Below are 20,986 nucleotides of genomic sequence, written 5' to 3'. Positions count from 1 at the left end.
GGACATCGGCAGACTGGCCTGTATTCCGGCCTTCCTTAGAGGTCGAACGAGAATGAGAAAGCACCTCATTCTTTTTCAGGTGGCGCAAAGTTCCGATGGGCTCAGGTGGCAGCGGTCACGGTCACCCAATAGCGGGTCCGATAATCAATGTGCAAGCGCAGTGATTGCGCGATCAATGCCAGGACCTGATCGTTGTCGGCGAGCTGGAAGGTGCCGGAAACGCGACGATCAGCGACCTCTTCGGCGCAGCGCAGTACCCCGGGGCGATAACGCGACAGCTCCACGATGAAATCATTGAGGCGCATATTGCGTGCACTGATCACCCCGTCACCCCAGCTCCATAGATCAAGGCCATTGCCTTTGAACGTTCGGGCGCCACTTGATGTGAACAGCAGCTGATTGCCTGCCTGGACGCTGCGGCTCGCAGGCGTTTGACTGGAGCCGGGGAAAACCGTGACTGATCCTTCCTGAGCCGCGACCAGAGTGCCATCGTCCAGCTCGCGTGCCAGAAAGCGGGAGCTCTGGGCGCGCATGATCCCGTCACGGGATTGCACCCAGAACGGTCGCGCTCGAGGCGAGTGTTGATCCGCACCGACATTCACGATGATTTCACCCCGTCGCAGGATGATCAGGCGTCGCTGGGCGTCGAAATCGCTGTCGACGGCACTATCACTATTGAGCTGGATAAGGCTGCCATCATCGAGTTGGAAGCGTCGTTGCTCGCCGGTGCTGCTGCGTTGCTGCGCAAGCATCGCGGGTACGGGTGTGTAGTCCCGGCCGAGCCAGGCTGCCGTGCTGACAGTCGCCAATAGGCCCAGTAGCTTCAGGCTTTCGCGCCGCCGCATTCCATGATGGGTGCCATTAAGGGTTTGTCGCGCCAGTTGAGCGGGCACGCCGACGAATTCATCCCCAAGCGTTTCCACACGCTGCCACGCCAACACATGCTCCGGGCGCTGCTGGAGCCAATGCTCAAAAGTGCGCTGTGTCTGTTCATCGGCTTGATTGAAGCGAAGGCGCACCAGCCATTGGATCGCCTGCTCGACAATGGCCGGATCCAGCGTCTGCGGCTCACGACTCGACATAACGCAAGCGATAGCAGTGTTGCAGGGCCGTGGCCAGGTCGCGTTCCACCGTCGCGCGGGAAACGCCCAGCTTTTCGGCTATTTGCGCGCACGTCAGGCCGTCGAGTCGGGCAAATAAAAATGCCTGGCGAACTCTCGGTTTAAGCATACCGAGCATGCGATCTATGCGCTCGAGCGCATCAAGAATCATCAGTCGGCTTTCTTCCGAGGGCACCTCGTGTTGAGGCAGCAACATGATGCTTTCCAAGTAGGCACGTTCGAGTTCGCGACGACGATACTGATCAATCATCAGTCCGCGGGCGATACTGCTCAAATAGGCGCGTGGTTCACGCAAGGGGCTGGACTGACGGGACTTGAGCAGGCGTACGAAGGTGTCCTGCGCCAAATCTGCTGCGTTATCGCGACATCCAATGCGTCGGATTAGCCAGCCGTATAACCACGAGTGGTGGGTTCGATAGAGCAGCCCTAGATCTGCAGTACCTAGTGTTTCATCGCTGCGCATCGGAATCCCGGCAAGTACATGATTGATAATTAATCGCATTCTACTCAGGCGATAGGCCTTAGGCAAATACGTGGCGCTTAGTGTCCGCTTCTGGGCGAACGCTTCTCCACCCAAAGCCGATACTGGCGGGTGCGAAATGCCAGGGTGAGCTGTTGCAGGATCAGCGCGCGCAACGGCGACACCCTCGGATCGGGCTTTTTGGCCCGACTCAGTTTGTGCAATTGAAACTTCACGACCGCCATGTTCGCCAAGGCCGCAAGGGTCTTGTTTTTCCAAGTAATGGGCGGCAGTTGCGTGGCGTTGTCTTTGCCCAGCAGCCAGTCATGCGGCAGATAAGGATCGATGGCCAACGCCGTTCCGATGCCCACCATGTCCACACCGCTTTGCACGACGCTTTCGGCCATCGGATTGATTCAATGGGCGGACTGCCTGGAAACTCGATTCATCGAACGGCCCGGTTCATTGCATCAATGAGGTCTGCCTTGCCGCCGGCAAGCGAAGGTGCTGAAGCAGCCACCTTATCGTGTGGGAATCCAAGGGGCATGGCGCTGGCAGCGTCCAGCTGTGCCAGTTGATCCGCCGTCAGCTGAACTTCGACTGACGCCAGGTTATCGGCCATCTGCTCCGGCGTGCGTGGACCGATGATCGGGAGTGTTCCCTTGGCCAGCACCCAGGCGATTGCGATCTGGCCCGGCGTGTGGCCGGTCTCTTCGGCGATCGCTAACACCGCGTCCACCGTCGAGGTCTTGCGCTCGCTGTCCTCATCGTGGATCACCGCCCCCAAACCCTGCGCACGACCGGTTTCCCCTTTGCGGTATTTACCGGTCAGCAAACCACCGCCGAGCGGTGACCATCCGACGGTTCCCAGATTGAAGGCAGCGGCCATCGGCAGGAGTTCGCGTTCGGCCGAGCGCTCCACCAGGCTGTGCTCCAATTGCACCGCCGATATCGCCGACCAACCCCGAAGCTCCGCCAGGGTGGCGGCCGTTGCGACACGCCAAGCCGGGAAGTTCGACAGTCCGCTATAGAGCACTTTGCCAGCGCGGATCAGGTCATCCAGCCCCCGCACAATTTCGTCGATAGGCGTTACGCCATCGGGCATGTGCACCCACAAAAGATCAATGTGATCCGTCTTGAGGCGCTTGAGGCTGGCCTCCACCGAGCTGCGCATGGCTTTGCGGCTGTTGCCGGAGCGCAGGACGCCGGCACCAGGTGAATCACCCAGCGAAAATTTGGTCGCCAACACGACTTCATCGCGCTCGGTCGCCATGAAATCGCCGAGCATGGATTCCGATTGGCCAAATTGATATTGATCGGCCGTATCGATGAAATTGCCCCCTGCTTCCCGGTAACCGTCGTAGATTCTACGGGCCTCGTCCAAGTCGGCCCCGTAGCCCCAGCCTTTACCAAAGTTGCCAGTGCCCAGCGCGAGGGAAGAGACCCGCAGGCCGGTATTGCCGAAAATGCGATAGCGCATGACGGACTCCTTCAGGGCAAGAGGCTTCGGCGACCTGCGCTGGGTTGAGAGTGAATGAGTGCGCATGGAGTCTAGACGGGTTATTGCGGGCTTGCTGCGATGGGTTGGCTCGCCTATTGAACCTGACTCAAGAGATTGATAGGGTTGCCTCTCTTTCAAAACGCCCTCCCGGTTCGCCGGGAGGGCGTTTTCGTTTTGGTTCCCCCAACCACAAAGGAACCATGAAATGAAAGCATCCGTTGAAATCAGCTTCGGAGCTGACACCACCTTAGGGTATGTGCGGTACGGCAATGGCCCCATTCACGTACTGGTCATGCATGACTGGCTGGGCGACCACTCCAGCTACGATGCCGTCATGCCCTGTCTTGACGGTCGCGCGTTTACCTATGTTTTCGTTGATTTGCGTGGCTACGGACAATCCATTGAATTGGCTGGCGAATTTACAGTGGAGGAGATTTCCTCCGATTGCCTTATGCTCGCCGACCAGTTCGGTTGGACGCGCTTCCACGTAGTCGGCCACTCGATGACCGGGATGATCACGCAACGTATCGCTGCGGATGCCCCGTCTCGCGTCGCAAGCGCGATAGCGGTGTGCCCCGTTTCTGCCGCTGGCAATCGGTTGAGCCCAGAAGCGCTGACGTTCTTTGCCAGCACGGCAGAAGACGACGAGGCCCTTCGGCGGCTGTTCAAATTCGTGACCGGAGGTCTTTGCGATGGATGGGTTGATCTCAAGGTCCAACAAAGCCGCGACACAGTCTCACCTGCCTGCCGGGCGAGGTACCTCGAAATGATGGTCACAGCAAATTTCGTCGATGACATTCAAGGCCTTGAAACACCGTATTTGATTATTGTCGGCGACAAGGACCCCGGACTTGATACCGCGGCTATGGCCCGAACCTTTCTGGCGTGGCATCCGAACGCAGAACTGCACGTTATCCCGAACTGCGGTCATTACCCGATGCAGGAGTGCCCGCCTTATTTCGCAACTGTTATCGAGGGTTTCCTGAAACGCAATACCGGTTGACCTGAATGGCGTAAATCAGGCTGCGTGCGGACATCATCGGGCCCCTGGCCTGGATTGTCCGCAACGGCTCAAGGCATAGTTGTTTGGATGTCCTTAACGACAACACAAACAACCACTGATCACCGGCTGATCAGGATCGTTCTCAAGAAATGTAACCACGACTTCCATGCCCGTCCGGGGCGGCCCCATCTCACAACTCCAATCGGACGCCCTCTTCAGCCAACAACGACTCTTGTCGTCAAATCGATCTTCACGGTCCCAGGGAAACTCGACCTTGATCCTTGCGAAGCGCCGATCACCCTGGATTTCTTCGTCCTCCAGGGCGATGACTACAGCGGTCTGCTTGCGTAGTACCTGCGGTTTCTTGTGAGCCAACGGCGGACGATAGGACACATTCCATGGCAGCACGATAAAGCGGTTGCGGTACCCTTGGCGGAAGTCATCTTCGTTCCCCGTGTTGCCACTGGCGACGTGCTCACTCATTACCTGTGGTTGCCGGCCTTCGTGGACGACCTGGGTCAGTAGCCATGGGGCATTCCACTCCTGGCGCGGATGGCCTGAGATGTCCAGTACTTGACCGCTGACCAACCGAGTCTGGTCGCTCTGCCCTTCGGCTTGTCGATAAGCCGCGTGGCGGCGTTCCATGGTCCGAAGACGTATCTGTTTTCCGTGCTCATGACCGGTGAAACGCTCCAGCCTGTCATCCGTTTCAATGTCCAGCGGTTGGTGCGAGATACGACGGGGGAGCTGTCCCAGACGCAGGTTGATGCGCTTGATCAGTGGCTCGTTGGCCACCCTGTCGCGCGCTTGCCCATAAGCAGTGGGCTGTCCAATCCTGGGGAAAACCGCCTGATCGTCACCAAAGACCAGCACATGGCCTTGAGCACTGTGTTGGAAGTGAAAGTGAATACCCTCCTCTTCACACAAGCGCTGAACAAAGTGCAAGTCCGTTTCGTTGTACTGAGTACAGTATTCACGGTCTGGGTAGGTCGCCCCCAGATGAAACCGATAAGCGTCGCCCACAACACCGTGTTCTTCCAATATCAAGGCCACGATTTTCGGTACCGAGAACTGTTGATAGATCCTTCGGTTGATGCGGTGACGCAAGTAGGACAACTGCGGGACGAGGGCCAGGCTGTAGCGCATCAAGTGCTGACCATGAGCGCTATGAACGATGTGATAGACCCGTCCATGAATGCCGTTGCCCTTCGCGTCCAAGGTCAGGAAAGCCTCTCGGTCGAAGAGGCCTTCAAGCGCCAGGTCAGACCGTTCGCTAACAAAATCCACGCTGAACAGGTAAGGCCTGCTGAGCGCCTCTTCTCCCGTGAAGGCGAGCACTTGAAAGTCCTGGGAAAAACCGTCGATGGTCAAACTGAAGTGCGTTTGATTGGCTGGGTTGAACATCCGCTGTTCTCTTTTTAAACCTGCTGCTCGTCCGACGCCCGCCTATAACCAAGGCACGCAACGAGCAACAGGCGACAATCAAGTCAGGTCACACACCACTCTTCACTTTGGTCCATATCCGCGTGCGGATTCGCTCCAGTTTCAATGGCAGTGGCTCAAGGGGAATAAGTGTCGCGACCGTCTTTTTGTCGGGATAGATCCAAGGGTTGTCTCGCAACTTCTGCTCGACAAACTCAGCGGCATCTTTGTTTGCGTTAGGGTACAGCGTGTGATTTGAGGTCTTGGCGATAATTTCTGGTCGCAACATATAATTGATGAACGCCATGCCTTCCTTGGGATGGGGCGCATCTTTCAGCAGCACCAGATTCTCCGACCAGGACAGCGCGCCTTCGCGAGGAAGACTGTAGGAAATCTTGCGTCCGGTGTTAGCCTTTTCGTTGATGGCCTGTGCCGCCAGGGCACCATTGGCCCACCCCACAACAGCACAGATATTGCCGTCTGCCAGGTCGGCGTCGATTCTGGACGAATCGAAATAAAGGACGTAGGGGCGGATTTTCAACAGCAAGGCTTGGGCTTTCTGGTAATCATCCGGGTTCTTGCTGTTGCTAGGGAGTCCAAGGTAATTCAAGGCAATCGAGATGATCTCACTGGGAGAGTCGAGCATTGCCACTCCACACGATTGGAGTTTGCTGATGTTTTCTTCTTTGAAGATCAGATCCCAGCTATTGACCGGCGCATCATTGCCCAATGCCGCTTTGACTTTGTCCACGTCATAACCAATGCCAGTGGTGCCCCACAAATAAGGCACGGCGTAGCGGTTACCTGGATCATTGACTGCGAGCTGAGCGAGGATGTCAGGGTCAATATGTGAAAAGTTACTCAGCTGATCACGATCCAAAGGCTGAAGGACGCCCGCCTGGATCAGGCCTGGCAACACATTGGAGGTCGCCACCACCACGTCATACCCGGTGCGCCCGGCCATGACCTTGCTCTGCATGATCTCAGCGCTGTCGAACGCATCCATGTGCACGCGCGTGCCAGTTTCCTGTTCAAACTCCTTTGGCGTCTCAGGCGCCAGCAACCCGAACCAGTTATAGAGATACATCCCAGGCTCTACAGCCGCCACGGATGTGCTTATCCCGACACAGAGAAGCGAGGCCGAAAAAAGGGTTCGCAAATGTGACTTTCTCATGCAACATCCTTGTCAAGACGACATGCCCTCATGGCTATCGTAAACCTGGCAGCGAATATACCGGCTGCCACCGAATAGTAAATACCTACGAATACTTACCTTTGACCTGCGACGCCCTAACCCTAAAGGGGTAGAAAATGCCGTTTGACCTTCACAGCCTGGCCTGGCATCGATCGATCGGGAAGCTGATCATGCAACTGAACCGTCCAGAGTTCTGGAGTTCACTGGTTCGCACATTAAATGAATACGTGCAGATCGATAATTGGGTGGTATTGATTTTCAGCAACCAACAGGTACAGGTCGTCAGTCTTCCCGAAGTGGCCGATGCGGAAGAAGTTGACGCTTTCATTCATCGCTACGTGAAAGGTCTTTATTTACTGGATCCATTTTATATAGCCAATCGGGAAAACCCACAGAGCGGTTTCTTCCACTTACTGGATATTGCACCGGAATACTTCCTTGAAACCGAGTATTACCACAAGTATTTCGCCCAATACATTTCCATGGACGAAGCACAATACAATGTCCAGCTCGACCCCGACAGAACGTTGTGCCTATCTATTGGCAGCAAAGCCCGTTTCAGCCAAGAACAAATAACCTTGCTCGACATTATCAAACCGTGGGTGACTGCATTGATGCATCAGCGCATGGGGTTTGAAATTGACGTGGAGAAAACGCTGGCTGAGCCGCCTCTATGGCCAGAAACGGTCAACCAGCTGGGCACGCAGATAACAGCACGTGAAAGTGATGTCCTGCGTTTATTACTCAGCGGCTTCTCCAACAAAGAAATAGCCGGAAAGCTTTCCCTCTCGGCGGAAACCATAAAGGTGCACCGCCGCAATATTTACGCAAAACTGAATATCAAGTCCCAATCCGAGCTGTTTGCACGATTTTTCATGCCAAGACAGAACGTTCCCGCTACGCATTGAAGTCAGTGGGTACGTCTGGGCATGAGGTATTCTGCGCGGTGTTAAACACGATCCAGGCCTGCGGCGTGCCACTGCTTGTCACGACCCTTTGATCGTTCTGAAGGCGACGCACCAGGAGTTCTGCATGTTGATTGGACATCGGTTCGAGCGCACCGCGCAGGATGACCTGCACATCCACTCCCGTAACCTCGTACAAAGCGCATTCGTGCTGCTGACAGGCGCGCTTGCCTTCATTGCACCGGTGGCGTTCGCCGTGTTTGTGATCGCTGACGGAGGCCTCCCTCAGACTGACGTCGATCCATTGTTCGCATTGCTGATTGTGCTGGGACTGCTGCTGATCCCTGCCCTCGGCCTCCTCTTGATGGTGTACACCGGCGTCCGCGAGACCTTGCTGTTATCGCGACGCGAGGGTGAAGGCAAGCGCCGCACCCGAAACTTTTTTGGACGCCGCGAGCGTGTGCATTCGGTCTTTAGAATCGACACCCCCAAATGCCTCGAACTTCGCCGCCGCCAAGAGGCCGAGCCCGCCTACACCCAGCTGTGGCTGGTGATGCGCGATGGCACCGAGCACCGCCTGACCACCGATAACGTTCCGGTAGTGCCGGGCAGTAAACCCACCGATGTGTGGCTGCGTGAGCTGGCCGACTATTTGAACGTGGCAGTGCCTACTGAAGTGGTCGCGGGTTCGACGGCGGCTGTGAAGCCAGCCTACAGACCTGCTCCAGCCCCAACCAGCGGCAAGGCGGTGAGGGAAGCCAGGCAGCGCAGAACCCAGGAACTCACGCCTGCCCACGAGCCCACTGAAAAACTCGGCACGCCCGCACGCGCCCTGCTCTTTCTACTGGGTGTTTTCCTGGCCGTCCTGGAGCTGAGTCACGTCATCACCTTGGTCCCTGCGCTATTTAGCGGGCGGCTGCGCGTCGGCGGCGGTCGAACCGGCATGACAACGTTCTACTGGGCCGAACAACCGCTGACCTTTTCATTCCACATGCTGGTGGGCATGGCGGAGGTGTTGATCCTCGGATTCATCGCCTGGGGTTGTCTGCGCACGGCGATCCAGGGCCGGATGAGTTCCAATCCCTGAGGGTGGTCAATTCGGCCACTGCTCGGTCAGAAACGGTGAACAGGAGGCGGCCCCCTCGATGTGGTAGACCCTCGGTTCCTCCGAAAAATATTCCTCTAGGCCCATCATGAACACCCGATGGTCTTCACTCGCTTCGAAACCCGGCGTGTGATCCTCAAGTGACTGCCATCGCACGATCAGGTTGAATTGCTCGGGGGTCTCGATCCCTTGCGCCAGCAAGTGACCGCCGTAACCCTTTGCCCGGGTGAGCAAAGGAGCGACCTCGGCAAATGCACGCCTGAACGTTTCAATGCGTTCTTTGTGAACGGGGAGCAGAGCGATCTCATAAATCATGGTATTCCTCGAAAATGGCTTGAACGGTTAAACGTACGCAATTACGGGATCAGCGAAGGCTCGACCGCTATCGCGATTTTTCCTTGAACACCGTTGTTGGGGCTCTCCAGCCGGGCATGGGCCAGCCCAATGTCGGCAAGCGAATAGACGGCGCCAACGTGTGGCCGCAGCTGACCTCGCGCGACCAATGCGCTCAAGTCATCGAGCTTGCCGCGGTTCTGCCTGGTGAAAACGAAGTGGTAACTCGCATTCTTGCCCCAGGCCTGGACAAGATTTTGTGGCTGCGCAATGTCCACGATCGAGACAACGCGGCCAAGCTGTGCCAGCGCGTCGGGGCTGCGCGACAAGGTATTGCCGCCGATGGTGTCGAACACCACATCCACTCCGCGACCACCCGTTTCCCCCATGATGGCGTCGACGTAGTCCTCCTTTTCATAGTCGATGACCACATCGGCTCCCAGGCTTCGCACGAACCCGGCGTTTGCCTCACGCACGGTCGTGAACACCCTTGCGCCCATGGCTTTGGCCACCTGGATCGCCACATGCCCGACGCCCCCCGCGCCGCCGTGGATCAGAATGCTTTCCCCCACCCTGAGCGCCGCACGCACGATCAATGCTTCCCACACCGTCCCGCCAACCAGGCTCAGGCTTGCCGCCTCGAGATGGCTCAGCGAGGCTGGCTTCTTCCCGATGATGCTTTCGGCGGCAACGTGGTACTCGGCATAACTGCCTGGCCCGTCAAATATTTGCGGGGTGTACCAGACTTCGTCCCCTGGAGCGAAGGCGGTCACTCCCGGCCCAACCTCTTCGACAACGCCCGATACATCGTGTCCGGTTATGGCCGGCAGCTGCACCAAGTCGGGATAGTCGCCGCGACGAACCTGGTAATCCAACGGATTGATAGAGGTTGCGTGCACTCGGACCAAGACTTGTCCGGTGCGCGGTACAGGCTTGGGCACGTCGCGCAGTTCGAACGATCCCGAGCCGCCGAATGATTTAAGTACCATTGCTTTCATCGTAATTCCTCACATCTATAAAAAGGAATATCGAGATATCTCGATATGTTACGGTAAAAAAAACTACAATTCTTTCCCTATGACCTCGGCAAGCGCGCTGATGGTTGCTTCATTGCGCTTGTAGTAGGTCCACTGACCGATACGCCGGACTTCGACCAAGCCCACTCGTTGCAGCGTTGCAAGGTAACCGGACACCGTTGACTGCGACAGTCCGATACCTTCTTGAATACTGCTGACGCAGACGCCCACCGTGAGAACGTCACCTTCATCCTGCGGAGGGAAGTTCTTTGCGGGATCCTTCAAGCCTTTCAAGATTTCCAGGCGTGTAGGGTTCGAGAGCGCTTTGAATATTTCGATCAATTCCATGCCCCGAGAATATCGAGATTTTTCGATATGTCAATACGCTGATTAGCCCCTTCCCTGGCCCCAACATCCTGGGCGACATGCCAAGAGAGCCATACCCACCACTTCACATAACCCTCAAAGCAGTCTTTAAATGGCAGAATCTCCGTCATTGATCGTTTCGGAGACCACCATGCTTCGCGTATTTGAACAAAGACTCAACCCCTTCCCACCCGACGAAGTCCCCCCGCCGCCCAACGGCCTGGCTCGGTTCCTTTGGGCCTGCACCCGGGGCGCCCGCGGTTACATCCTGGCGTTTGCGCTGCTCAGCGCCGGCGTGTCGATCTACGAAGCCTGGCTGTTTTCGTTCCTCGGCCAAGTCGTGGACCTGCTCTCGACCTGGCAAGCCGGGGGTGACGCGGCAGCGCAGGAAAGTCGCGTGCTGTGGGGCATGGGTATCGTCATGGTGGCCAGCGTCGGGCTGGTGGCGCTGCGTACGATGGTGCAGCACCAGATATTGGCGATCAACTTGCCGTTGCGGCTGCGTTGGGACTTCCACCGCCTGATGCTGCGGCAAAGCCTTTCGTTTTTTTCCGATGAGTTTTCCGGCCGGGTCACCACCAAGGTGATGCAGACGGCCCTGGCCGTGCGCGACGTGCTGTTCACCCTGATCGAGATCGCCCCGGGAATCGGCGTATATTTCATCGCGATTATCGCCTTGGCCGGCGGCTTCGCCCTGAAACTGATGCTGCCCTTCGTGGCCTGGATCGTGCTGTTCGGGCTGGCCATGCTCTACTTCGTGCCCCGCCTGGGCAAAGTCGGACAGGAACAGGCCAATGCCCGCTCGTCGATGACCGGACGGATCTCGGACGCCTACACCAACATCACCACCGTGAAACTGTTCTCCCATTCCAACCGTGAAGCGCACTTCGCGCGCGCGGCCATGGAGGATTTCAAGCAGACCGGCTTTCGCCAGATGCGCCTGGTCAGCCAGTTCGAGATCGTCAACCAAGCGTTGGTGGTGGGGCTGATCATGGCCGCTGGCGGCTATGCGCTTTGGTTGTGGCACCAGGGCGACGTCGGCGCCGGCGCGGTGGCGGCCATCACCGCCATGGCGTTGCGCATCAATGGCATGTCGCACTGGATCATGTGGCAAATGACCTCGCTGTTCGAGAGCATCGGCACCGTGCAGGATGGCATGGCAACCCTGACCCGCGGCCCCAAGGTGCAGGACGCGCCGGACGCGGGGGTACTGGTGACCTCCGGCGGCGCGGTCACCTTCGACAACGTGAGCTTCAACTACAACGGTGAACGCCAGGTGCTCGATGGCCTGAGCCTGGACATCCGCCCGGGCGAGAAAATCGGCCTGGTGGGCCGCTCCGGCGCCGGCAAATCCACGCTCATCAACTTGCTGCTGCGCTTTTATGATGTCGACAGCGGGCAGATCCGCATCGACGGGCAAGACATATCCCGCGTGACACAAGACAGCCTGCGCAGCGCCATCGGCATGGTCACCCAGGATACGTCCCTGCTGCACCGCTCCATTCGTGACAACATCGCCTACGGCCGACCCGATGCAACTGACGCACAAATCCGCCGCGCGGCGGCCAATGCCCAGGCCGATGAGTTCATCAGCCAACTGAGCGACCGCCAAGGTCACTCCGGCTACGACACCTTGGTGGGCGAGCGCGGCATCAAGCTGTCGGGCGGCCAGCGCCAGCGCATCGCGATTGCCCGAGTGATGCTCAAGAACGCGCCAATCCTGCTCCTTGACGAGGCGACCAGCGCGCTGGACTCGGAAGTCGAAGTGGCCATCCAGGAAAGCCTCGATGAAATGATGCAGGGGAAAACGGTCATCGCCATTGCTCATCGGCTGTCGACGATTGCGGCGATGGATCGACTGATTGTCATGGATGACGGGCGGATCATTGAACAGGGTACCCACGCACAATTGCTCGCCAAGAACGGCATCTATGCGCGGCTGTGGCACCATCAGAGTGGCGGGTTCCTGGGGGAGGATCGGTGGGTGACGGAGGCGATGGATCAGGTCTAAGCGTGAAGGGCCTGGGGGGATCTGCAGGTGGGTGTTTTGGGTCGTCAGCTGTCCTTTACAACGGGCAGCTTTCGGCCCAGAAGCCGTCGTTCAGAGTAGGGACATGACCCGCCTTTTTACTAGCGGCTTCAGTAAGGTGCACTGCGCGCACCCTGCGACAGACCCACACATGCTGTGGTGCACACAGCCCCCCCCTCACACGATAGCGTCTTTTCTCTTGAGTTTGATGCCGGCCTTCGATTAGATATGAGGCGTAAACGTTGTGACGTGAATAGCACCATCAAACATAAGGGAATAGCACTAAATGGCCCGGATAGAACCCGTTTTCGGCAGCATCAGCAGCGAAATCGAAAACCCATACCGACCGGGCGACGCCCAACTGATTGACGACGAGGTTGTCACGTTTTCAAACCCCAAGATTTTGGATTTTTCCGGGCGTATTTCTCTAGCGCGGTTCTGGCTGATTCATGTGCCCTTGGTGCTGGTTCTTCCGTGCATTTTGCTGACGTTCTTTATGGTGGGGTTGCGCCATCAACTGGTGGTTTTGCTGATAGTCGGTGTCACCGTTGTCGTTCCTGCCATGCTGCTCAACGTGTCTCTACTGGTACGCAGGGCACGTGATCTAGGCTGGAGTCCGATATGGGGAATTCTCAGCGTAGTCCCTGTTATCGGCTTTGTGATAACGCTTCCGCTCTTCATGCTTCCGGGGCGTAAAGCGATTAATAAATACGGCCCGCCCAATCCACCTCTTTCGACGTCGGTAAAGCTACTTACCGCGCTGTTGGTGGTGCTGCTGCTTGTAACTTTAACCGTGATAGTTGTGTATTTTCCCCAATACAACCCACGGGCACCCTACGAGTGGTTCTTTAATGCATTGGTTCAGGCATAACGTTAGCGTACGCGAAGTCCATGCTTCACCTCATTGCGCGGCGCCAAGTGCTCAGGTGCCTTTGTAGAGAGCGTTGCGCGCACCACGCGATAGCCCTGCGTACGCCGCGGTGATGTCCATTGGGAAAAGAGAACAGATTTATTTCTCTGCTCTAAACGCCCGTTCTTGGCCGATTGCAGCCCCTCACGATAGGCAGCAATCGGCCAAAAGCAGTCACAAAGGCACTTGATCAGTCACTGCATCAATTTCCGGCCACGGCTTTTAGGGATGTCTCAAAGTATTGGGTGCCCGCATACCCGAGGATCGCCCCTACCACAAACGCACCGTAAAAATCTTCAAGAGTCACAAAACCTTTTGACGACTCTTGACGAGATAACACAATGGCAAGAATCATGGCCATCACAATTATTCCCAATGCGCTCACAATAGAAGCTGCGATCGAAAATTCCGGTGAAAGAATACCATTATTCAATTGCCGTGCAAGCCATCCTAGTATGCCGCCCGATACTGCGCCAAGAACAATTGATTTAACTGGCGGCTGGACGGATACCGTCACGGGGACAACTTGGCTTCGGGGCTCATCACCGACCCGAAACTTTATCAGCGCATATAGATCAAGCACCTTTGGCTTTACAAATAGCCAGTGAGCTGTCTGAAGCTCGAACGAGGCCAAATCCTCTTGGTAGGGCGGAATTTCTCTGTCCGCACCAATACTGGCCCCCTTCTCTACAACGGGGTTGTCGAACACGACCTCCGCGCCTTCTGCATGATTGATATGAACGTTGTCGTTAGGCTTAAACGGGGTCTTTACAGTTAGCTTTGATTTTGGCTCCATATTTATATGGAAATTACTTCCTCTTGGAGCAGGAAACTCAGCGGTAAGCGATCCGAAACTAATTTCTGTTACGCGGAAGTTTGAAAACCCAGTAAGCAAGCGATGAATCCAACCCCGCTCTGCATTGCCTTCCCCAGCCGAACTCTCCACCCGCACTGATTTAGAAGGTAGTAATGGCGCTGACGAAGGTGCTTGAATAGACTCAATTATGACCTTTTCAGAGAAAGGATTTCTGACAATCAAACTCACTGTTGCAATAGTGCCTGCCACTATTGGAGGCGCTTTTACTTCAACAGAAAGCAGCCCTTTAATTTTACTATTTTCCATCAATAGACCTTATAGCCGTGAGCTAAATGATTCTGAATCTATCCAGATTGTAAGTATACAACAAGTCACAGAGTGCAAAAAAATTATTATAGTAACATGTAGCTTGCAACATATCGCTGGATAGTTATGATTAGGAAGCTACTATTGTGTCATTGGCTTGTCTAGTGCCCACTCCTAGCCGACTTTTTCAGGTGCTAACCTGGTGTAAGGGGGGGCGAGTGGCGCCGGGCGTGACAGGCAGGGCTAGACCAAAACCGGTCACTCTCGTGCGATGGCTTATGCCCCTAATCAACTTCCCCTATAGGCTTGGGCAATTCAGGAGCATCTGTGCCACCAAAAGACGAGATTTCTTTCATGGATGGTGTCAAAATGATACCTTTCGATCTCATATGAAATTCTGCACGCTGAGCATCGAGAAGTGGATCAAAATTCCGAAGCTACGGTAGCGTGCCAGTCTGATTTTAGGAAAATAAACAATGGTTGCTGGGCCTGGGAAATAATGTCCTCTAAAAATATAGCAAAATTAGCTGCCAATAAAATAGCGAATGACGTAGCAATAGTTGATGCCTTTGCGCTTCGCTTTATCATCGCTTGCTCATTTATAGCGCCAGTAATTGCGATTTTTGTTTGGGCAGAAAAGAAAGACTGGACAGCTTGGATTCAGGCAATTGGGAGTGTGGAGGCTATCATTGCTGCCGCACTCATTGCGGTCGGTACTCATCGTATGAGCATCAAAGCTCAACGCGCTAGACAGGTGGAAGAGCATGTGCGCGCGCGCTCTAACCTGAAAAGTTTGATTGAGGAAACGTACTCCTACCTAGTTTATGTTCGTGACCACGCCAAGGGTGGACTTGACAAATATGATTCAGCGGTATTATTTCCGCCTAGATTTGGAAGCAACAAGAGCAATTGGTCTGATTATAGTTGGAAAGCTTCAGACATACGAAGAAGTATGTCATTGTTTGAAAAAAATATTGAACAGTTGTCGACAATTGATTTCGCCAATCTGGATGATCCGTTTCTTGCTAGGAATATGCTGACCTTCATTTCCTATAGCAGAACCCTACTTGAAGAGATAAATACAGGCTGGGATTTGTTGGATGTAAAACAAGAAACTCAGGCCGAAAATTCCGATCCTGACAATCTCGACTCATTCAAATATCGTCCGGGAACACCAAATTTGTCACCGACTCAAAAGAAAATTGGCTTGTCTCACACCATCGCGCGAGGCTTTATGGGTTATTATTTTGAGAATGATCTGCCAGTATTAATTCATAGCGTCTATGAACAACTGATAATTCGACTTGATACGGAGTGTGGTGCGTAAAGCCTTCCATAAGCTGTTTTGAAAATAGGTATTTGCGACCGTCTGCAATGGGTCGACCGCAGCCGGTCATAACTGACCGCTTCCGACTCGAAGCGGCCTTTGATCTGAAGTTCACTGACGAGCATTCACCAACAAGCAGGTAAAGACTCCGACTTGACTAGAGCCTCGTAGATTGAGAGCTTGCGAGCTAACAAACAATGGATCGAATGCCATGTCGCTTAAAGACCTTGAAGCCAAGAAGCGGCACCATTACATCTGGGCGAAATATCTTACACGCTGGGGTAACGGGACGAAGAATGTTTTCTACACCACGAAGACAGGGAAGATTGCTCTCGACAGCGTACGAGCCGTAGCTGCTGACGACTACTTTTACAAGGCTACAACGCTTACCAACAAACATGTCGAAGTGATCAAAGGCTTTTCCAAACAAAGCCCCAAACGTCTTCAACAACAGCACATGTCGTACCTAAATGACTTCCTGATGATGCAACACGCTGAAACGATCTACCGTAGGTCTGGCTCCGAGAAACCGGAAGTCGAGCGTCATCTCCATGCAATTAAGTGTAATTTGCTCGAAAATCTACACGCGTCCCACGAAAAAGCGGCGCTCCCAGTGTTGGCTGCGCTGGCCGATGAGCAGCTCGATGTATTGCAGAATCAACAAAATATGGTGGAGTTCATGGCGTTTTTCGGACACCAGATATCCCGCACCAAAACCTTCCGAGATGGTGCGATTCAAATTCTACCTCGGCGCACCGAACTTGAGATTGAAGTGGCTGACGCGATGGCGCATGCATGGTGGTTTCTAAGTTACATGTTCGGGATGAATCTTGGGTTAAGCCTGTACGCAGATCGCAATAACGCTACACACGCATTGTTGATAAATGACACCAAATCGCGATTCATCACGTCAGACCATCCTGTTGTCAATGTGCACTCATGTGTATCAGAAACTGTATTCGCCGCGCCTAAGCATGCCGACTTCTACTACCCGATCTCTCCACGGATAGCCTACGTCATCTGCGATTCTAATCGGTTCACTCCAGGCAAGAATAAGGTTGATGAGGATACTGTCTTGGAGCTCAATTTCAAAGTTGCTGCCCAAGCCATGGTGCATATCATCGGAGATACCGAGAGCGCGATTCGTCCCTTCAAAGCGCAGATCGGGCGGCGATACCATAAAAGAACTGGCGATCGAGGGACTGATTGACTAAGCCGAATTACTATAGTGTGCTGCCGCGTCATCGTTTTGATGGTTTGTTTTTGGTTGATCTAGATAAGTCTGGTAATAAACGAAATATTTCCCGTCAACGTACGACGTACGCTACCTTGCAAAAAAAATAGCGAACCAGATGCCCAAGAGCTATGCTTCTTAAAGTATTTCCGCGCTCCGGCGCGTTTACTCCAAACGATATTGCATCAGGGAAGCTCATGGATATCATTACGACCATAAGCACATCAATAACGTTAGCAAAACGGCTACGTGAGATCTCCAAGAACATCGACGACGCCGAGTTCAAAAATTTACTTGCAGACCTATCCGGTGAGCTTGCCGAACTCAAACTAGAGGCCGCTGCTCTTAAGGAGCGTATCGCAGCGCTACAGGAAGAGAATGCTCTGTTAAAGAAGACGTCCCAGCCCTCTGACGAAAAGCCTGTAGGAAGAAAATGGGGGTGCTATCAATTTGAGGGAGACAACATCCTCTACTGTCCAGCATGTTGGGACTCGAAGCGTAAGAAATCATCAACCACCCGAGTAAACACCCGGTTTCGCCACTGCCCTGTTTGCAACGCACCCATCGGTGCAGGCTGAATACTCATCCACAGGTTAGTTTCTATGCAAGTCACCTGCACTAAATTCGAAGCAGCTTCTCGGCAGTTAAATGAAGCAATTAGCTTATTTTTTGCCGACCATGATCCATTGGCAGTGCGAACACTAGTGGCTGCCTCTCATGGCTTGCTCGCAGACCTTGTTGAACATAAGCAGCCAGATGGATCTTGGCGATCACATTTGGTTGAGAGCTCCGGCCTGTCAAGGAAGGAAGCCTTGGCGGCAATAAACAGTGTTCAGAATTTTCTGAAACACGCCGACCGTGATCCAAATGCGCATCTCAACTTTGACGAGGAAGAGAACGATCACATAATTTTCATCGCCACGCTGGAATGCGGTGAACTGGGTGGTCCGTTAACCACAGCTATGCAGGCTTTCCAGGTATGGTATCTGGCAAGCTATCCGGACAAGATCGGCGCTGAAACTGTCCTGGTCAAAAAATCGCGCTCAGCGTTTCCTGGTATGGATAAGCTCGCGCGAGAGGAGCGCCTCGATGCCGGCCTGAATTTCTTGGCGTCAGCCATCACTAAATACGGCGACAGTTCTATCAGAAAGAAAAAGCCTCTGGCCTAGAAACTCATCCCTCTTGGTAAGAATGCCAAGCCTAATCGGTAGGGCAATCTGAAGCCCCAGCTTCGCTGCGGGGTATTTCGCCACGCTGCACCAGTGTTGGTGTAGCCACCCACTGATTTTCGATGCTCACTTGAATGCCTGCTCTTGGCTGATCGCAGCCTGTCGCGAAGGGCCGAAATCGGCTAGAAGCTGCCATTTCGTGAGCGACAGCAATCGGGGAGTAGTGACTGTCAGCCTAGACCAGCTTAAGGGGATTGAGCTATGAACTGAGCTGGTCATCTGCGACTATTGAAAGTGGCTTCCAAGCATCGACGGCCAAGCTGAATCCTATCTAGACTTAATGCGTTCATCCTGCTAGCTTCTTTAGGATGGACATTTATATTTGCAGTCGATTTTTTGTTGGAGCGCCATCTGACGTTCCGTATCCGCATTTATTACTCGCAAGGGACAGCTGGAATGATTATTCCTATTATACGTTGTTTGACGTTGAGTTAAGAGTAAGCGAAGACTATAAAGTTCATCTTGATGAACTGAAAATAATGAAGGATGGCCAGCCTGAAGGTATTGAAAATAGGCCGTTTCAAGATTTGTCGCCCGGTGCATTAATTTCCAAGATTCATTTGGATTCTATATGTTCACTTAGCTCCAAAAAAAAATACTACGATACTCTCGCAACACTCGGCATGGAATTGGCGCATGATGTATTAAAGACGCTTAATGATGCGTCATTTCTTCTTGATATAAAACTTCGATTTCAAGAACAACCATGTTTTCAGATATCCCTACTTAGAGACTTTACGGCGCGCGAGTTGCTCGACGAGGCCGGCATTGTCTTCGGTGCGGAACAGCAGCTAATAAGCGCATTTACCGCCAAGATATTGCTGGAGGGAGCGAGCGCCCCTCATGAATTTTACTTTGACTTCTACTCTAAGCTGGGTGCCCCTAGACGAATTCAGTCTATTGTTGGGCTGAATGGTGTCGGAAAAACCCAAGTAATGGCAAGGCTTGCTATGTTGATGAGTCGTTTTTCAAAGCAAGCCATAAAAGAAAAGCGGTCTGCGCTTCAAGGTGATGACATTCTTAATCCAGTGCCCTCAATATACAGCGTGGTAGCTGTATCATTTAGTGCATTTGATGAGTTCGAACGCCCTACGCAGTTGCAAGGAGAGAAATTTAAGTATAGTTACTGTGGCCTACAAAGTACAAGAGGGCGGCTCAAAAACAAAGAGGATCTCTTAGAGGAAATTAAGGCAACCCTGGCCAGTCTATCCATTGAAAAAAGAGAGTTACTTAAAAAGGTTCTAGGAAATCTCGTCCGGGTTGATGATTTGGAGACTTTCATTGACGAACCGGAAAACAATGAAAGCATGTACGAGCGATTGAGCGCGGGTCAGCGTCTAGCTCTAAACTGCGTATTTCATATTCTTTCCAAAATCGATCGTCGGACATTGATCTTGTTTGATGAGCCCGAGTTGCATTTGCACCCTCAATTATTAACAGGCCTACTCAATACGCTCAGCGAAATTTTGGAAAGCCAAGATTCATTTGCAATTATTGCAACGCACTCTCCCTTGGTGATTCAACAGCTGCCTATGGAGTGTGTTCATGTACTCCGTCGGGATCGGATGACACCCATGGTTCTGAAGCCGACTTTTCAGACTTTCGGAGAAAGCTTGTCCGAACTCACCAAATTTGTCTTCTCCTCCACGGAGGCAGATCGCGACTATAGGTCGATTTTAGATCGTATGTATGCCGAGGCGAATCATGATATTGAAGCAGTTCGCGCGATCTTCAGTAATCAATTGAGTTTGAGCGCAGACATTTACTTGGAATCGCTACAGGAAGTAAGGACGGCGCCGGAATGAGATATCAGATGGCAGCAAATGGTCTCGATGTCGAAAATTATTTTCCGACAATAATTGCCAATAAGCATTTGAAAACAAGAGCAGAACTGAAAGCGGTGCAAGCTGGCGTTCTTGCTTTGTGCAAGAATTACTCAAAAACTTTAAAAGCCTTCAAGCCCCCCACTGAACAAGTCTGGACTATCGAAGCGAAGGAGGTACTTAAGTCCTGTTATTCGGTCGGCACTACTGCTCTATCCGCTCACAAGGATAGAATTCTGAAGTCTCTAATATCACAATCTGAAATTAACGTACAGCGTTGTGCATATTGCATGTTGAACGACCCCAAAACATGGGATCACTACATGCCAAAAGATTACTTTCCAGAGTATTCAATTTATCACGAAAACTTAGTATATATTTGCTATGGCTGCAACCAGAGAAAGTCAAATTACTTCAACAAGACTAAGCTCATTTACTGCCACCCTTATTTCACCTTAGATAATGAGGACGCCTTGCTGCATTGCAAGGTCACTGTCATCAATGGGAAGCTTTCTATCCAATATTACGGTGGAGGTGAGGGCAAGCTAAGCCTAGCAGGTGCAATTGCTCATCAACATCTTGAGCGGCTTGGGCTAATTGACAGGTTTAAAGGCGAGGCATCCAGCACAGTAAGCGGGCTTATTGGTGAACTACGTCAATATTATCCTAGAGGGGTTTCGCAGCGGGCGCTGGACATTGTTTTGGAGCGACGGTACGCAGACGCCAGAGGAAAGCTTGGCTGCAACGCATGGGATAGCCGCCTTTGGCACGGCTTAGCGGCCTGTCCAGAATTCATTGTGTATGCTAACGACAAAATTAAACAGGCAGGCGGTCCCAGTATTAATGGCTTTCGCCAGTCCTCGCCTCCACCTCCTTAAATCGTG

General features: G+C 53.4%; 20 protein-coding genes and 1 pseudogene. 11 read left to right on the top strand and 10 right to left on the bottom strand.

Annotation, left to right across the window (positions count from 1 at the left end; genetic code table 11):
- Positions 1-101: 101 nt before the first annotated feature.
- The 4 genes and pseudogenes from HU767_RS05445 to HU767_RS05430 form a co-directional block, all read right to left on the bottom strand.
- Complete coding sequence (locus HU767_RS05445; RefSeq protein ID WP_186728675.1) at positions 102-1,082, bottom strand: FecR domain-containing protein; 981 nt, start codon at positions 1,080-1,082, stop codon at positions 102-104.
- Positions 1,069-1,584 (bottom strand): sigma-70 family RNA polymerase sigma factor, encoded by a 516-nt coding sequence (locus tag HU767_RS05440; RefSeq protein WP_186728729.1) that lies wholly within the window; start codon positions 1,582-1,584, stop codon positions 1,069-1,071. The genes HU767_RS05445 and HU767_RS05440 overlap by 14 nt, the downstream gene beginning before the upstream one ends.
- A gap of 77 nt (positions 1,585-1,661) precedes the next feature.
- Positions 1,662-1,991: pseudogene (locus HU767_RS05435) on the bottom strand (2,4-dienoyl-CoA reductase); the annotation flags it as partial.
- Positions 1,992-2,026: 35 nt separating this feature from the next.
- The gene (locus HU767_RS05430; RefSeq protein WP_186704790.1) at positions 2,027-3,061 is read right to left on the bottom strand and encodes an aldo/keto reductase; all 1,035 of its coding nucleotides are present in this window, start codon (positions 3,059-3,061) and stop codon (positions 2,027-2,029) included.
- Positions 3,062-3,287: 226 nt separating this feature from the next.
- Here HU767_RS05430 and HU767_RS05425 point away from each other — a divergent pair, with 226 nt between their 5' ends.
- A complete protein-coding gene (locus HU767_RS05425) occupies positions 3,288-4,085 on the top strand; it encodes an alpha/beta hydrolase (protein ID WP_186728676.1) in 798 nt (265 codons plus the stop codon).
- Between the two features lie 93 nt (positions 4,086-4,178).
- Here HU767_RS05425 and tssI read toward each other — a convergent pair whose 3' ends face one another.
- Both tssI and HU767_RS05415 read right to left on the bottom strand, forming a co-directional pair.
- Positions 4,179-5,489: a type VI secretion system tip protein TssI/VgrG gene (gene tssI, locus HU767_RS05420; RefSeq protein WP_186728677.1), complete on the bottom strand. Its 1,311-nt coding sequence runs from the start codon at positions 5,487-5,489 to the stop codon at positions 4,179-4,181.
- An 88-nt stretch (positions 5,490-5,577) separates the two neighbouring features.
- Complete coding sequence (locus HU767_RS05415) at positions 5,578-6,681, bottom strand: polyamine ABC transporter substrate-binding protein (RefSeq protein WP_186704787.1); 1,104 nt, start codon at positions 6,679-6,681, stop codon at positions 5,578-5,580.
- A 137-nt stretch (positions 6,682-6,818) separates the two neighbouring features.
- Between HU767_RS05415 and HU767_RS05410 the strand changes: the two genes are divergently transcribed.
- Both HU767_RS05410 and HU767_RS05405 read left to right on the top strand, forming a co-directional pair.
- Complete coding sequence (locus HU767_RS05410; protein WP_186728678.1) at positions 6,819-7,610, top strand: helix-turn-helix transcriptional regulator; 792 nt, start codon at positions 6,819-6,821, stop codon at positions 7,608-7,610.
- A gap of 124 nt (positions 7,611-7,734) precedes the next feature.
- Complete coding sequence (locus HU767_RS05405) at positions 7,735-8,694, top strand: hypothetical protein (protein ID WP_186728679.1); 960 nt, start codon at positions 7,735-7,737, stop codon at positions 8,692-8,694.
- 6 nt (positions 8,695-8,700) lie between these two features.
- On the opposite strand, the gene HU767_RS05400 is transcribed toward HU767_RS05405, so the two are convergent.
- The 3 genes from HU767_RS05400 to HU767_RS05390 form a co-directional block, all read right to left on the bottom strand.
- Positions 8,701-9,027, bottom strand: coding sequence for an antibiotic biosynthesis monooxygenase (locus HU767_RS05400; protein ID WP_186728680.1), 327 nt, complete (start codon positions 9,025-9,027; stop codon positions 8,701-8,703).
- 41 nt (positions 9,028-9,068) lie between these two features.
- Entirely contained in the window at positions 9,069-10,043 is a 975-nt protein-coding gene (locus tag HU767_RS05395; protein WP_186728681.1) for a zinc-dependent alcohol dehydrogenase family protein, read from the bottom strand.
- A gap of 63 nt (positions 10,044-10,106) precedes the next feature.
- Entirely contained in the window at positions 10,107-10,409 is a 303-nt protein-coding gene (locus HU767_RS05390) for a metalloregulator ArsR/SmtB family transcription factor (RefSeq protein WP_122565734.1), read from the bottom strand.
- A gap of 169 nt (positions 10,410-10,578) precedes the next feature.
- On the opposite strand from HU767_RS05390, the gene HU767_RS05385 reads away from it, so the two are divergent.
- The gene (locus HU767_RS05385) at positions 10,579-12,438 is read left to right on the top strand and encodes an ABC transporter ATP-binding protein (protein WP_186728682.1); all 1,860 of its coding nucleotides are present in this window, start codon (positions 10,579-10,581) and stop codon (positions 12,436-12,438) included.
- Between the two features lie 304 nt (positions 12,439-12,742).
- Positions 12,743-13,327 carry a DUF805 domain-containing protein gene (locus HU767_RS05380; protein ID WP_186728683.1) on the top strand — a complete coding sequence of 195 codons (585 nt, stop codon included), beginning with the start codon at positions 12,743-12,745 and terminating at the stop codon, positions 13,325-13,327.
- A 241-nt stretch (positions 13,328-13,568) separates the two neighbouring features.
- On the opposite strand, the gene HU767_RS05375 is transcribed toward HU767_RS05380, so the two are convergent.
- On the bottom strand, positions 13,569-14,489 hold the full coding sequence (locus tag HU767_RS05375) for a hypothetical protein (protein ID WP_186728684.1): 921 nt from the start codon (positions 14,487-14,489) through the stop codon (positions 13,569-13,571).
- Positions 14,490-14,907: 418 nt separating this feature from the next.
- Here HU767_RS05375 and HU767_RS05370 point away from each other — a divergent pair, with 418 nt between their 5' ends.
- The 6 genes from HU767_RS05370 to HU767_RS05345 all read left to right on the top strand — a co-directional run bounded on the left by HU767_RS05370 (position 14,908) and on the right by HU767_RS05345 (position 20,980).
- Positions 14,908-15,816, top strand: coding sequence for a hypothetical protein (locus HU767_RS05370; protein ID WP_186728685.1), 909 nt, complete (start codon positions 14,908-14,910; stop codon positions 15,814-15,816).
- A 211-nt stretch (positions 15,817-16,027) separates the two neighbouring features.
- Positions 16,028-17,026, top strand: a complete 999-nt coding sequence (locus HU767_RS05365) for a DUF4238 domain-containing protein (protein WP_186728686.1) — start codon at positions 16,028-16,030, stop codon at positions 17,024-17,026.
- A gap of 221 nt (positions 17,027-17,247) precedes the next feature.
- Positions 17,248-17,628 (top strand): hypothetical protein, encoded by a 381-nt coding sequence (locus HU767_RS05360; RefSeq protein WP_186728687.1) that lies wholly within the window; start codon positions 17,248-17,250, stop codon positions 17,626-17,628.
- A 24-nt stretch (positions 17,629-17,652) separates the two neighbouring features.
- The gene (locus HU767_RS05355) at positions 17,653-18,219 is read left to right on the top strand and encodes a hypothetical protein (protein ID WP_186728688.1); all 567 of its coding nucleotides are present in this window, start codon (positions 17,653-17,655) and stop codon (positions 18,217-18,219) included.
- A 368-nt stretch (positions 18,220-18,587) separates the two neighbouring features.
- Positions 18,588-20,084 (top strand): AAA family ATPase, encoded by a 1,497-nt coding sequence (locus tag HU767_RS05350; RefSeq protein ID WP_186728689.1) that lies wholly within the window; start codon positions 18,588-18,590, stop codon positions 20,082-20,084.
- Positions 20,081-20,980 carry a hypothetical protein gene (locus HU767_RS05345; RefSeq protein ID WP_186728690.1) on the top strand — a complete coding sequence of 300 codons (900 nt, stop codon included), beginning with the start codon at positions 20,081-20,083 and terminating at the stop codon, positions 20,978-20,980. Before HU767_RS05350 ends, HU767_RS05345 begins: the two co-directional genes overlap by 4 nt.
- The last annotated feature ends 6 nt before the right edge of the window (positions 20,981-20,986 follow it).

Source organism: Pseudomonas sp. SWRI179, from assembly GCF_014268705.1.
GTDB classification, from domain to species: Bacteria; Pseudomonadota; Gammaproteobacteria; order Pseudomonadales; family Pseudomonadaceae; genus Aquipseudomonas; species Aquipseudomonas zanjanensis.
The sequence above is the reverse complement of the archived record's forward strand: the minus strand, read 5'-3'. Positions and strand labels throughout refer to the sequence as shown.

Excerpts from the sequence above, each read along its gene's own strand:
- HU767_RS05380 (WP_186728683.1), top strand. The coding sequence starts at position 12,743 with ATGGCCCGGATAGAACCCGTTTTCGGCAGCATCAGCAGCGAAATCGAA.
- HU767_RS05445 (WP_186728675.1), bottom strand. The coding sequence starts at position 1,082 with ATGTCGAGTCGTGAGCCGCAGACGCTGGATCCGGCCATTGTCGAGCAG.
- HU767_RS05385 (WP_186728682.1), top strand. The coding sequence starts at position 10,579 with ATGCTTCGCGTATTTGAACAAAGACTCAACCCCTTCCCACCCGACGAA.
- HU767_RS05365 (WP_186728686.1), top strand. The coding sequence starts at position 16,028 with ATGTCGCTTAAAGACCTTGAAGCCAAGAAGCGGCACCATTACATCTGG.
- HU767_RS05430 (WP_186704790.1), bottom strand. The coding sequence starts at position 3,061 with ATGCGCTATCGCATTTTCGGCAATACCGGCCTGCGGGTCTCTTCCCTC.
- HU767_RS05355 (WP_186728688.1), top strand. The coding sequence starts at position 17,653 with ATGCAAGTCACCTGCACTAAATTCGAAGCAGCTTCTCGGCAGTTAAAT.
- HU767_RS05400 (WP_186728680.1), bottom strand. The coding sequence starts at position 9,027 with ATGATTTATGAGATCGCTCTGCTCCCCGTTCACAAAGAACGCATTGAA.
- HU767_RS05405 (WP_186728679.1), top strand. The coding sequence starts at position 7,735 with ATGTTGATTGGACATCGGTTCGAGCGCACCGCGCAGGATGACCTGCAC.
- HU767_RS05395 (WP_186728681.1), bottom strand. The coding sequence starts at position 10,043 with ATGAAAGCAATGGTACTTAAATCATTCGGCGGCTCGGGATCGTTCGAA.
- HU767_RS05410 (WP_186728678.1), top strand. The coding sequence starts at position 6,819 with ATGCCGTTTGACCTTCACAGCCTGGCCTGGCATCGATCGATCGGGAAG.
- HU767_RS05345 (WP_186728690.1), top strand. The coding sequence starts at position 20,081 with ATGAGATATCAGATGGCAGCAAATGGTCTCGATGTCGAAAATTATTTT.
- HU767_RS05425 (WP_186728676.1), top strand. The coding sequence starts at position 3,288 with ATGAAAGCATCCGTTGAAATCAGCTTCGGAGCTGACACCACCTTAGGG.
- tssI (WP_186728677.1), bottom strand. The coding sequence starts at position 5,489 with ATGTTCAACCCAGCCAATCAAACGCACTTCAGTTTGACCATCGACGGT.
- HU767_RS05415 (WP_186704787.1), bottom strand. The coding sequence starts at position 6,681 with ATGAGAAAGTCACATTTGCGAACCCTTTTTTCGGCCTCGCTTCTCTGT.
- HU767_RS05440 (WP_186728729.1), bottom strand. The coding sequence starts at position 1,584 with ATGCGCAGCGATGAAACACTAGGTACTGCAGATCTAGGGCTGCTCTAT.
- HU767_RS05375 (WP_186728684.1), bottom strand. The coding sequence starts at position 14,489 with ATGGAAAATAGTAAAATTAAAGGGCTGCTTTCTGTTGAAGTAAAAGCG.
- HU767_RS05350 (WP_186728689.1), top strand. The coding sequence starts at position 18,588 with ATGGACATTTATATTTGCAGTCGATTTTTTGTTGGAGCGCCATCTGAC.
- HU767_RS05360 (WP_186728687.1), top strand. The coding sequence starts at position 17,248 with ATGGATATCATTACGACCATAAGCACATCAATAACGTTAGCAAAACGG.
- HU767_RS05390 (WP_122565734.1), bottom strand. The coding sequence starts at position 10,409 with ATGGAATTGATCGAAATATTCAAAGCGCTCTCGAACCCTACACGCCTG.